This window comes from Robertmurraya siralis (assembly GCF_005502275.1).
Taxonomy (GTDB): Bacteria; Bacillota; Bacilli; order Bacillales; family Cytobacillaceae; genus Robertmurraya; species Robertmurraya siralis.
The window spans coordinates 287,791-300,806 of sequence record NZ_SWLZ01000003.1 but is presented as its reverse complement, the minus strand read 5'-3'; the positions used below and the strand labels follow the sequence as shown (position 1 = coordinate 300,806).

Annotated in this window: 11 protein-coding genes; 9 read left to right on the top strand and 2 right to left on the bottom strand. The window is 37.9% G+C overall.

All coding sequences use genetic code 11. The features are described from left to right. Positions 1–5: 5 nt before the first annotated feature. From panD to FCJ93_RS06440, 9 genes are all read left to right on the top strand, one after another. Positions 6–389, top strand: a complete 384-nt coding sequence (gene panD / locus FCJ93_RS06480) for an aspartate 1-decarboxylase (RefSeq protein ID WP_095306520.1) — start codon at positions 6–8, stop codon at positions 387–389. 527 nt (positions 390–916) lie between these two features. After that, positions 917–3,721: an ATP-dependent DNA helicase DinG gene (gene dinG / locus FCJ93_RS06475; RefSeq protein ID WP_137743168.1), complete on the top strand. Its 2,805-nt coding sequence runs from the start codon at positions 917–919 to the stop codon at positions 3,719–3,721. Between the two features lie 276 nt (positions 3,722–3,997). Next, positions 3,998–4,168, top strand: a complete 171-nt coding sequence (locus FCJ93_RS06470; protein ID WP_137743167.1) for a YpmA family protein — start codon at positions 3,998–4,000, stop codon at positions 4,166–4,168. A 14-nt stretch (positions 4,169–4,182) separates the two neighbouring features. Beyond that, positions 4,183–4,662 carry a cell wall elongation regulator TseB-like domain-containing protein gene (locus FCJ93_RS06465; protein ID WP_095306517.1) on the top strand — a complete coding sequence of 160 codons (480 nt, stop codon included), beginning with the start codon at positions 4,183–4,185 and terminating at the stop codon, positions 4,660–4,662. A 24-nt stretch (positions 4,663–4,686) separates the two neighbouring features. Further along, positions 4,687–5,874 (top strand): pyridoxal phosphate-dependent aminotransferase, encoded by a 1,188-nt coding sequence (locus FCJ93_RS06460; protein ID WP_137743166.1) that lies wholly within the window; start codon positions 4,687–4,689, stop codon positions 5,872–5,874. 251 nt (positions 5,875–6,125) lie between these two features. After that, complete coding sequence (gene asnS, locus FCJ93_RS06455) at positions 6,126–7,418, top strand: asparagine--tRNA ligase (protein WP_095306592.1); 1,293 nt, start codon at positions 6,126–6,128, stop codon at positions 7,416–7,418. Between the two features lie 324 nt (positions 7,419–7,742). Then, entirely contained in the window at positions 7,743–8,450 is a 708-nt protein-coding gene (locus FCJ93_RS06450) for a DnaD domain-containing protein (protein WP_095306515.1), read from the top strand. A gap of 30 nt (positions 8,451–8,480) precedes the next feature. Continuing rightward, positions 8,481–9,128 carry an endonuclease III gene (gene nth, locus FCJ93_RS06445; RefSeq protein WP_095306514.1) on the top strand — a complete coding sequence of 216 codons (648 nt, stop codon included), beginning with the start codon at positions 8,481–8,483 and terminating at the stop codon, positions 9,126–9,128. After that, complete coding sequence (locus FCJ93_RS06440; protein WP_137743165.1) at positions 9,128–9,640, top strand: YpoC family protein; 513 nt, start codon at positions 9,128–9,130, stop codon at positions 9,638–9,640. Before nth ends, FCJ93_RS06440 begins: the two co-directional genes overlap by 1 nt. Before the next feature lie 37 nt (positions 9,641–9,677). Here FCJ93_RS06440 and FCJ93_RS06435 read toward each other — a convergent pair whose 3' ends face one another. Together FCJ93_RS06435 and recU are read right to left on the bottom strand one after the other, a co-directional pair. Beyond that, positions 9,678–12,260, bottom strand: coding sequence for a penicillin-binding protein 1A (locus tag FCJ93_RS06435; protein WP_137743164.1), 2,583 nt, complete (start codon positions 12,258–12,260; stop codon positions 9,678–9,680). A gap of 36 nt (positions 12,261–12,296) precedes the next feature. Further along, positions 12,297–12,911: a Holliday junction resolvase RecU gene (gene recU, locus FCJ93_RS06430; RefSeq protein ID WP_137743163.1), complete on the bottom strand. Its 615-nt coding sequence runs from the start codon at positions 12,909–12,911 to the stop codon at positions 12,297–12,299. Positions 12,912–13,016 lie beyond the last annotated feature (105 nt).

Here is a 13,016-nt window from a genome sequence, read left to right as displayed (position 1 = left end):
GCATCGTGTTTCGAACGATGATGAATGGAAAAATTCACCGTGCTCGTGTGACAGAGGCAAACTTAAATTATGTGGGCAGTATTACAATTGATGAAGAAATATTAGAAGCAGTTGGCATGGTAGCAAATGAAAAGGTACAAATCGTTAATAACCATAATGGAGCAAGGTTTGAAACCTATATTATTCCTGGCAAAAGAGGCAGCCGGGTAATATGCATCAATGGGGCTGCTGCGAGACTTGTACAAGAAGGAGATGTCGTCATCATTATTTCCTATGCATTGGTGGCAGAAGAAAATATTCATGCACATCAACCAAAGGTTGCAATTATGAATGAGAAGAATGAGATCGTTGAAATGCTTCATGCAGAGCCAGAAAAGACGATAATCTAACAAGTAAAAGCCTTAAGCAACTATACTTTCACGGTATAGTCTCGTTTAAGGTTTTTCTGTTTTTAGCTGAATCGATTTCATAATGTACCATCGCTAATTAAAAAACGAACAATATCACGTTTTATATTCATTTATGTCCGCATTTACTCCTTGGAATAATGTAAAATTAAAAATGAACGTTCGTTTTTTTTAACTTGAAGTGCGCAATTATGAAATGGACTCAGCTAACGAACTTTAACGACACTAGCTTAGTCTCCGTTCAATCTTGGAAAGGGAAGCATTTACTTTTTCAATCCCTTTTCTGTTTGCTACTGTTTATGATAAAGTGAAAGCAATGAAACTGGATGGCGTTGCATAACAGTATTGATAATTATAGTATAAAGCTATGTTAAACAAAATCATTTTAGTCTCATTTAGCTCAGCTGAAAGATGGGAAAGTAAAATTTTCACGAATTCAACTTTGTCAAATATAAAAAATATAAAAAAGTACTCCTTCAAATTAGTTTGAAGGATAGAGGTGTATAGAATTGAGTAACAAATTTGTGGTAGTCGATTTAGAAACAACGGGAAATGCTCCAAAGAAAGGTGATAAAATTATCCAATTTGCAGCCGTTGTTGTTGAAAATGGAAAAATTACAGAGCAATTCTCTTCCTTTATCAATCCAGGAAGAGAGATACCACTTTTCATAGAAGAATTAACAGGATTAAATGACGAGATGGTTCGAGATGCGCCAAATTTTTCGGAAATTGCCCCGAAGGTATTAATGCTTCTCGAGGATGCATACTTTGTCGCCCATAATGTCCTATTTGATTTATCGTTTCTTCAAGAAGAGTTGATCGAGGCAGGATACGAAGGTTTTTTAGGTCCGGTTTTGGATACAGTGGAAATGGCTAGATTTTTGTTTCCGACATCTGATAGCTACAAGTTAAATGAACTTGCTGTTCAAGAGGGGTTGAATCACGAACGTCCCCATCAAGCAGATAGTGATGCATATGTAACGGCGGAATTGTTATTGATCTTGTTGAATCGACTTTGGCAACTGCCGAACATAACTCTCCATCAATTGCTAAAGCTTTCTGGTGGGTTGAAAAGTGATGTGGCATTATTGTTAGATGATCTCATTATCGAAAAAGAACGAAGTTTAGAAGAGATCCCTTTTTCATTAGAACGACATCGTGGAATTATGCTAAGGAAATTAGAAGATCGTGAAGAGTTCGCTTATGACCCCTCCATTCCATACCCTGAAAGTGATGAGGAAAAAGAGCGTTTGTTTCAGGGAGCGTTTCAAGGATATGAAAAACGAATTGGGCAATTTCAAATGATGGACACTGTTTTTAAGGCTTTTACAAATGAAAAACATGCTCTTATTGAAGCTGGGACAGGCGTGGGAAAGTCGATGGCTTATTTATTGCCAGCGGCAATTTTTGCTAGTGAACGCCGTGAAACAATTGTCATTAGTACCCATACAACCCAGCTGCAGGAGCAACTATTGAATAATGATATTCCATTGTTGCAAAAAATTCTTCCGAACAAACTTAAAGCAGTGATTTTAAAAGGAAGAAGTCATTATTTAAGCTTGGCAAAATTCGAGCAATCGCTGCAAGAGGATGATGATAATTACGATATTAGTTTGACGAAGATGCAAATTCTTGTCTGGTTATTAGAGACTGAAACAGGAGACCGTGATGAGTTGAATCTATCGAGCGGAGGAATGCTTTTCTGGGGCAAAATTAAAAATGATGACAGTACCTATTTTCAGCAGAGGTCCTGGATAAAATACGATTACTATTTACGAGCGCGTAAAGCATCACAGACCGCTAATTTTATTATTACTAACCATTCCTTTTTATTGACTGATCTTGTTGCTGATACAGCGATTCTGCCCCGTTATGATTACTGTATTTTAGATGAAGGGCATCATTTTGAGAAAGTTTGTGGGAAATACTTTGGTCTATCCCTTGATTATTTACATATACGACTTTTACTCAGCCAATTTGGGCAATACGAACAAAAGCAAATTCATTACGAACTGGAGCAGATTTTGAAAGAAAAGGACTCTGAACGAACAGCAGAAACGATTCATTCTTTTGAAGTAAGCCAGCTTTTTAATGAATTAATGAATGAAATGGATCAATTTTTTAGAACTGTGGCCAATGTAGCAAAAAAGCGTGTAAAGAGCAGTGCGGCGACAAATAAAGTAACTTTTCGCTTAATAAAGGAAGGATCTGATCAAGACTGGTCACCGATCCATTCGACAGGTGAACGATTTTACTTTAGCTTAAAAGACTTTGCCGCAGCCATTAAGCAATACGTAGAGGCTTTTACGAAAGAAGAACTACAGCTTTCAAACCCGCAAAAATTGTTGATTCAGGAGGTTGTCACATTACAAAAGGAATTAGAGACAGTATGCGAAACGATTAAACAGCTTATTTTATTTCCAATGGATGAGTTTGTTACTTGGGTTGAAGTCGATATCAGATCTTCTCAAAATTCAACAACGATTTTAGGACAACCCATTACAATCGCTTCTCAGCTTAGAGAAGAATTTTTTCTGCGCAAAAAAAGTGCTGTAATGACATCAGCGACATTATCGGTAAAGGGTTCTTTTCAATACATGCTAAAAGAACTGGGTCTAGATAAGCTTGACTGTTATGTACAACAGATTGAATCCCCATTCCCATATGATAAGCAGGTTCAATTGGTGATTCCAAATGATTTGCCGGAAATTAATTCGGTATCGATCGATGAGTACGTTGCAGCTATTACAGAACATATTATTTCTATTGCCGAAGCAACAAAAGGAAGAATGCTTATTCTCTTCACTTCCTATGAGATGTTAAGAAAAACATATAATTTAATGAAAGAAAGCGGGTTGCTAGAAGACTTTATAATCATGGGGCAAGGAATCACGGCAGGAAGTAGAACGAAGCTGACAAGGAACTTTCAACGTTTTGACAAAGCGATTCTTCTTGGTACAAGTAGCTTTTGGGAAGGAATCGATATTCCTGGTGAAGATTTGTCATGTCTTATTATGGTTCGACTGCCATTTTCTCCGCCAAATGAACCGCTGACAGAAGCGAAATGTCATAAAATTAAAGAAAGTGGCGGAAATCCCTTTTCGGAGCATTCATTGCCAGAAGCGATTATTCGTTTCAAACAAGGGTTTGGCCGATTAATTCGCACCAATCAGGACCGAGGTTTTGTTGTTATTTTTGATAAACGGATCTATACCACTTCTTACGGAAAAGTATTTCTGCAATCTATTCCAAAGGTACCAGTAAAAAAACTAAATATTAATGCAACCCTTGATTTAATTGAAAATTTCCTATAATTTTTGGACATGAGCGCCAAGAATAAACCGAGTTCGAGATACTTTAAAAAAACCGCACTGCATTAGCGCGGTAGAAGTGTGTGTGGACTAAAAGTTATTTTAATTTTAAGAAAGGGGTAATTCTTTTTTATTTAACCTGTTATAATATTTCTAATGAAACGTGCTGAGAATAGGCTGAATCTCTGTCAAAAAGCTGACATTTACTTAAGATTATTGTTACCTTTAAGCCGCGCAACTATGATTAACAAATTATGTGTTTAGTGAGGAGAATTCGTGATGGAAAGTAAAATTGAAGTTTTGTCGACGATCAAAATCCAAAATAGTCCTGATTTATACAAAATTGTCGATTCATTGAACCGAACATTAAAAGATCAGGAATTAATGTTTGGATTAGCTCTTGATCAAAACGATCAAAATAAAGCTGTTTTCACTATTTATCGTACATAAAAGAGGGATTTGCTATGAAGAAATGGATTTGGCTATCAAGTATTGGTTTAATTGTGCTGCTCGGTTTAACGATAAATATACTTTTAAATGCTCTGAAACCATTGCACAGCGCTGAAGCTAAGGCAGAGGAAATTGCTTTGGCAGAAACAAATATCGAACAAGTGACTGATTTTACGTTGTATAACGGTACGAATAGTTATTATATTGTAAAAGGGACAAATCAATCTGGAGAGAAGCTCATTGCATGGATTCCGGAAGAAGAAAAAGAACGTAAAATAATAGTCAGGAATGAAGAAGATGGAATAAGTAAAGAAGCAGCGATTGACAAGCTTTATCAAAGTAAGGAGCCTGATGAAGTTGTGTCGGTCAAGCTTGGGATGGAGAATCAAATTCCACTTTGGGAAATCTATTACCGTTCAAATGATAAATTGATCAATTATTATTATATTGATTTTAAAACAGGCGAATGGTTAAAAGATATACAAAACTTATGATGGTTTATTGGGAGGAATTAGGAAATGGAAATTCAACTGGCTCAAAGAGTAAAAGCATTAACCCCCTCTGCAACTCTTGCGATTACAGCCAAAGCAAAGCAGTTAAAAGCTGAAGGCCATGATATTATTGGTCTCGGGGCGGGAGAACCTGATTTTAACACACCGCGAAACATTATTGAGGCAGCTTCTGTTTCCATGAATGAGGGACATACGAAATATACTCCTTCAGCAGGGCTTGCTAAACTTATTGAAGAAATCGTGAAAAAATTCAAAGCTGATCAAGGAATCGAGTATAAGCCAAATGAAATCATTGTGACAAGTGGCGCAAAACACGGATTATATACTCTTTTTCAAGTTCTCCTAAACAAAGAAGACGAAGTGATTATTCCTGTCCCGTACTGGGTTAGTTACCCGGAGCAAGTAAAGCTGGCAGATGGTATTCCAGTATTTGTCGAAGGGCTTGAAGCAAATGATTTCAAGATCACCCCTGAGCAACTCACAGCAGCAATTACTGAGAAGACAAGAGCTGTTATAATAAATTCACCAAGTAACCCAACAGGGATGGTTTATACTCGTGATGAGCTATTAGCTTTAGGTGAAATTTGCTTACAAAAAAATGTTCTCATTATTTCAGATGAAATATATGAAAAGCTTGTTTATGGAGAAAATCAGCATGTATCAATCGCCCAATTATCACCTCAATTAAAAGAGCAAACGATTATCATCAATGGGGTTTCGAAATCCCATTCGATGACAGGATGGAGAATTGGCTATGCCGCCGGTAATACCACGATCATTAACGCAATGACAAATCTTGCTAGCCATAGTACCTCCAATCCAACTACTACAGCCCAATATGGAGCGATTGAGGCTTATGCAGGACCACAAGCACCTGTTGCAGAAATGAAAGAAGCATTCGAGCATAGGCTCAATGTCATTTATGATCAGCTTGTTGCTATTCCTGGGATTTCATGTATTAAACCGCAAGGAGCTTTTTACCTTTATCCAAATGTTAAAGAAGCAGCGAAGCTAACAGGGTATGAGAGCGTTGATGACTTTGTAGAAGGCCTTTTAGAAGAGGCAAAAGTCGCTGTTGTTCCAGGATCGGGTTTTGGAACACCAGATAATATTCGTCTTTCTTATGCAACATCATTAGAGTTGTTAGAAGAGGCAGTGGCAAGGATCCATCAATTTGTAAAAAGCAAAATATAAAGTGGTTCAGCAGGCAGGCTAAATATCGTCTGTCTGCTTTTTTCTGAAAGTTACAGTTAAGAATAATTGAGCTATAATAGTCAACTCGGGAATCAGAGGGTAAGGGCAATCCTGTACTTTCTTTATTGATTGTCCAATTTTGTAAAGGTATAATAAGATGAAGTGCATTTTAATCGATTATTTATTGGAAATGAGGCTTTTAAGTACATATAAAAGCAAGTGGGTAAGTTTTTGGAGGGAAAAGACAAGTGATGAAAACAACGATTTCAGAAGTACACAAATATGTAGAACAGGAAGTCAAAATTGGAGCATGGATCGCTAACAAGCGCTCTAGCGGAAAGATTGCCTTTTTGCAGTTAAGAGATGGAACTGGCTTCATACAGGGAGTTGTGGTCAAAGCAGAAGTATCTGAGGAGTTGTTTCAAGCTGCGAAATCTGTGACACAAGAATCATCTGTGTATGTGACAGGGGTTGTTCAAAAGGATGAACGTTCACCGCTAGGGTATGAACTTCTTGTAAAAGGGCTTGAAATATTGCATCAAGCTGTTGATTATCCGATCACCCCAAAGGAACATGGAACAGAATTTTTAATGGATCATCGTCATTTATGGCTACGCTCGCGTCGTCAGCATGCGGTCATGAAAATTCGCAATGAGATTATTCGCGCAACATATGAATTTTTTAACGAAAAAGGTTTTTCAAAGGTTGATCCGCCTATTTTAACGGGGAGTGCTCCTGAAGGAACAACCGAGCTTTTCGCAACGAAATATTTTGATGAGGATGCGTATTTATCCCAAAGTGGTCAATTATACATGGAAGCTGCGGCAATGGCCCTTGGGAAAGTATTTTCATTCGGACCGACATTTAGAGCTGAAAAATCAAAAACACGTCGCCATTTAATTGAGTTCTGGATGATTGAGCCTGAAATGGCCTTTGTTGAATTTGAGGAAAATTTAGAAGTGCAAGAACAATATGTTTCGCATATCGTTCAATCAGTACTTAAGAATTGTCAGATTGAGTTAAAAACACTAGGTAGAGATACAAGTAAGCTTGAAAACATAAAAGCACCATTTCCGCGCATTAGCTATGATGATGCAATTTCATTCTTAAATGAAAAGGGCTTTGACGATATTAAATGGGGGGATGATTTCGGTGCTCCTCATGAAACAGCGATAGCGGAACATTATGATAAACCTGTATTTATTACGAAATATCCAACAAGTCTCAAACCTTTTTATATGCAACCAGATCATGAAAGAGAAGATGTTGTACTATGTGCAGACTTGATTGCCCCAGAAGGCTATGGTGAAATTATCGGAGGTTCTGAACGTATCCATGATTTTGATTTGCTGAAGGCAAGAATTGAGGAGCATAATTTGCCACTTGATGCTTATCAATGGTATTTAGATTTAAGAAAGTACGGATCTGTTCCACATTCCGGCTTTGGTCTTGGCCTTGAGCGAACTGTTGCCTGGATTAGCGGAGTAGAGCATGTTCGTGAAACGATTCCATTTCCACGTTTGTTAAATCGTTTATATCCTTAATTTGATGAAAAGCTCGCTACTGAAGGCGAGCTTTGCTTTTTTAACGGTTAGGGAGCGATTGTTTATAGGCGGTACTCCTTTAAGGAATGCATCCAGCTTTGCAATTATCCGAAAAATATCAGAATTCGTTATGTATGTATGTGCCCTGTGCTTCATTTTTAACAGAAACTTTTTTAAACTAAATTTTCAAAATCGCACCGAGCACGTTTGATCCCAATACCTTGAAGTAAATGAAAATGGCTAACTTTTTTATGCTAGCTTGACTAATTTCTCCATACCTTGTTAACTGGACTTCGTGATATACTTAGAGGGAGGTGTCTCTATATGAACGAGAATATGGTGAAATGGGTTCAGGAAGGAAATATTTCTATTCCGAGAGCTTTATTGCTTTATTATAAAGATATGAATATTAATGAAAATGAATTAGTATTGTTGCTGCATGTTATTTCGTTTCTAGAAAAAGGGAATGACTTTCCAACTCCTACAGAAATCTCTTCAAGAATGACGATCTCAACAAGCCAATGTACGGAATTGCTTCGCAAATTAATTCAAAAAGGCTTTATTAAAATAGATGATGGCTATTCTAACGAAGGGATTCGTTTTGAAAAATATACGATTGAACCGCTTTGGCAGAAGCTTGTGAATGAATATTTATTTAATCAAAATGCACAGCAGAAAGAGCAAAATGAAAAAAATGAAATGGATCTATACACAGTCTTTGAACAGGAATTCGGCAGGCCGTTATCACCATTTGAATGTGAAACATTGGCCTTATGGCTGGATGATGATCGTCATGAACCAATCATTATTAAGGCTGCATTAAGAGAAGCTGTTATTTCAGGAAAGCTGAACTTTCGTTATATTGATCGAATTCTTTTTGAATGGAAGAAGAATGGCATCAAGACGATTGAGCAAGCAAAAAGCTATGGGAATAAATTCAGGCAGAATTCAAGACATTCGGTTCGTACAAACAGTGAAGAGGAAACGAGTCGCCCTGAAGCAGTTCCCTTTTATAACTGGTTGGAACAATAAAAATGGAAACTTTTTAAGTGAGTGAGGCAAATGTTAAATAAAACACAAATTCGATTTTGTTTAGATAAAATAGGGGAAATGTACCCTGATGCTCATTGTGAGCTCGTACATTCTAACCCATTTGAACTGGTCATTGCGGTTGCTTTATCAGCGCAATGCACCGATGTATTAGTCAATAAAGTAACGAAAGATCTCTTTCAGAAATATAAAACACCTGAGGACTATCTCAATGTATCTTTAGAAGAACTGCAAAATGATATTCGTTCCATTGGTCTCTATCGTAATAAGGCAAAAAATATTCAAAAGCTTTGTAGATTATTGCTAGAGGAGTACAATGGGGAAGTTCCGAAAGACAGGGATGAACTAACAAAGCTGCCAGGTGTTGGGCGCAAAACAGCAAATGTCGTAGTATCTGTTGCTTTTGGCGTCCCGGCAATTGCCGTTGACACTCATGTTGAGCGCGTAAGCAAGCGGTTGGCTATTTGCAGGTGGAAAGACAGTGTATTAGAGGTTGAAAAGACACTGATGAGAAAAATTCCTGAGGACGAATGGTCCGTAACTCATCATCGGTTAATCTTTTTTGGGCGCTACCATTGCAAGGCGCAAAATCCTCAGTGTGACATTTGTCCTTTGCTTGATCTTTGCCGTGAAGGGAAGAAAAGGATGGCGAAGAAATAATGAATGAGTTCGTACGGACGGTGCCAAAGGAATTAAAGCATTCTTTCTTTTTTCCAGAGGATAAAATTACGATAAGCCCCCCTATGCAGGGGAGTGATTTTCAAATTCCCTTTATGTACGAAGCAGCTCATTTTTTAGGTGAAGAAGGCTTGAGGCCATGGGATGATCCTCAACATAGCATTGCCTCGTTATTACAGGAATGGCTGAATGTAAAAGCGGTGCTTCAAGCTGAGTTTGCAATGAGAAATACGAAAGCAGCTTTAAATTCTATGAGAAAAGGGAGCGGTTTGTTTGTTGAATTCCTGCATTGGACAAACAATCAACCGTCCATTTTAAATCCAGAAATTGCATATGGTGATTTACACATTAAGCCTGTCAATATTGAAGAGCGTTTACAGTTTATCATTGAAAGACCTAATTTATTTCATTCTTATATGCAATTATGTGAGCTATTTGTTGAACAGGAGAAAGGCTATAAAAAGATGATTGCCATGAAAAATATGAAAAAATAACGAAAGGCGTCTAAGCATAAGCTTGGACGCCTTTCTCTTATGGCTGATTACCTTGGTTCCCGCCATTTTGATTTCCTTGACCTTGGCCCTGACCTTGACCTCGGTTATTTCCTTGCTGTGGCTGGCCATTATTGTTATCATTTTGCTCATCGTTTCCAGGATTTTCGTTATCTGGCTCGTCTGTTTCTTCATCTTCCTCGTTTCGACCCCATGGTGGACCACCATTGTCATCATTCTCATCATCCCCATCAAAAATGAGTGGATCAGGAATTTGAATGGCTGCCGTTGCGGGGTCACTCTTTTGTTGATCACGAACAGCGATAACCTTGAAGGTGTAATATCCACCATAATCGGCTTTCATTCGCAGCGTTTTTTCAGATTGTGCCGTTAACAGTTCTTCTGCGCCATCATCTTTCTTCACATAAATTTCAAATTGGACGCCATTTTCGTTTTCAGCAACATAATTCCAGTTTAATACAATCTCATTACTATCTGTATCATAATCTGCTGTTAAATCAACAGGTGCTTCAAGTCTATCATATTTATCAGATACTTCCTTTGGAGCGTGGCCCTTTACAGCATATTCTGTAATGATCATGTTTTTAGGAGTGTACTTACTTGCTTTTTTAGCTGGAATTGTTCCCTTTTCAATCTCAACTACTTCAACAGTATTCGGAACTTTAAAATCCGCTGTTTCTTTCCCGTTATGGACATGTTCCATAATATTTTTAAATAATCTTTGGCCAATTTTTTGGTCATCACCAACTAAATAATTTTCGTTTTTATTATCATATCCTGTCCAGACAGCAGCAGTATAGTTGGTTGTATAACCAACAAACCATGCATCTGGTACAGCGCCATTTGGAATATTGTACGCCTTTTTATCTGCATCGGGATAATTGGTCGTTCCGGTTTTTCCGGCAAGTGGCAAGCCTGATATATTTGCTCTTGTACCGGTTCCTGATTGTACGACATCCTTAAGCATATCAGTGATCATAAACGCAGTATAGTCCTGCATCACAACTTTGGAATCAGGCTTCATTTTCAATTTCGTGCCATCTCGCAGCTCAATCTCAACGACAGAGTAGGGTTCAGTATAAAATCCATTGTTGCCGAATGCACTGTAGGCGCCAGCCATTTCCAGTGATGAAACGCCCTTATCCTCGCCACCAAAACCACCGATGGAGTAAGATTCATGAATTTCTTTAAGCGGAATCCCTAAATCGATCGCAAATTGCTTCGCTTTTTCTGCTCCGACTGCTTGGAAGGCTTGTAGCGCAGGGATATTTCGCGATAAAGCCAGTGCGGTACGCATTGACATGACACCCATATGCTTATTATCCCAGTTGCTGATTTTATCTCCAGTTGAATATGTGTACGGTTTATCATCTAAAGCATAATAAGTACCCCATTTTAAAAACTCAATAGCAGGACCGTAGTCAATAATTGGTTTTATTGTTGAGCCTGGCTGTCTTTTTGCATCTGTCGCATAATTAAAGCCAAAGTCAACCGTTTGATTGCGTCCACCTCCAAGTGCGCGGATCTGGCCAGTAGCAGTATCTAAAAGAGTTATGCCTGCTTGGAATTTTTCATCAGGATATTCAATTTCATCGCCATCTAGAATATCCTCAACATATTTTTGTGCATCCGGCTCAAGAGTTGTATATATTTTCAAACCATCTGAAAATGGATCAATATCTGGATACTTTGCCTTGATTTCTTTTACGACATGGCCAACAAAGGCGTCATACGGAATATCTCCGGTAGATCTTTTATCCTCTGGGACCAATGTTGAAGTGACATCAACGCTTTTAGCTTCTTCCATTTCCTCCTGAGTGATAAAGCCATGCTTATGCATAAGAGTAAGGACGATGTTACGGCGTTTTTCCGCTCTTTCTGGATGTTTAAATGGATTATAATTAGCTGGACTTTGTGGCATACCAGCGAGCAATGCTGTTTCTGCTAACGTTAATTCATCTAATTCTTTCCCGAAGTACACTTTAGCTGCTGTGGCAATTCCATGTCCTCCAGAATCCATCCAAATTTTATTGACATACATCTCAAAAATTTGTTGTTTTGTATACTTTCTTTCTAACTGAATGGATAACCATGCTTCTTGAGCTTTACGGGATAATGTTTTTTCAGGTGTTAAAAATGAGTTTTTGACGACCTGCTGGGTAATGGTACTTGCACCTTCAGCACCAAAGCCTTCGGTTAGATTAGCTACGACAGCTCCACCTAAGCGAATAATATCAACCCCGTTATGCTTGTAAAAACGGGTGTCTTCAGTGGCTAATATTGCTTCCTCGACCTGTTTTGGGATATCCTCATAGTCCACGTAGTCCCGTTTTTCTGAACCAATTTCTGCAAAGAAATTTCCGTTTATATCATAAAGCTCGGATGAGATTGGATCTTTTAACAATTTTTCATCAAGCTTTGGAGTATCTTTAACCATATAAGCAAAAGTTCCAGCGCCAATAAGCAATCCTACAATTCCTAAGGCAACAAGAAAGAGAAAAATACGCTTAACTGATATTTTGGCCTTTTTTCGCCCTTTTCCTTTTTGTTTACTATTAAGCTGCTTACGGCGCTCCTCTCTTGATTGGTATTTTTCTGCCATATATGTTCATCCTTCCTTTTACTACTCACGTTTCCATTAATTAAGATGGTAGAGCTGATCTATAATCTTAATATAGTCAATTCGCGGTTGAAATCCAAGTGATATTTTATGCCCATATTGTGCTACCTCTTTGAAAGTAATCGACTTTCTCCCCCCGTTTTCCATCCTTTCCCAAAAAAACAGCAATGTTTTTCCTTCAAGCAAGTATACTTCTTCGATTTTGGAAAAGCGAAGAATAACGAAAGCAATGCCAGACTGATTTAATACTTGTCTAATATGCTCAATTTGGTGCTGATGAAAATTTTGCAAAGGAAAAGAGGTTTTAAAACGAGTTTCCTTAGCTTCAAAGTCAATATATCTTCCTTTGTAAACACCGTTATAATCTGTTGTAGAAGCTTGTTTAAAATAAGCTTCTTTAATCACAGCAGCACTTCTTTTCGGATAGTCCACTTGCACAATTTGCACAGGAGTGGGTTTTTTATGAATGACAGCTTTTCCGCTCGCCAAATAGTATTGATTCGTCTCGTTTAAATCTTCTTCTAAAGTCATTCCCCTATTACTGTAGGTGAAGTCCTTCTCCTTTGTCTTTTTTGTTATTTTCTTTTCACCTGGCTGAATGAATTTCTTTCCGTTTGGATAATGGAATTCCAATGATAAACACCTCACAAACTCCTTTTTATCATATCAGAAGTCCACGCTCTTTGGTTGAATAAAAAGCACTAATTAACGAATTCTAAAGATAGCCGCTACAGAAGA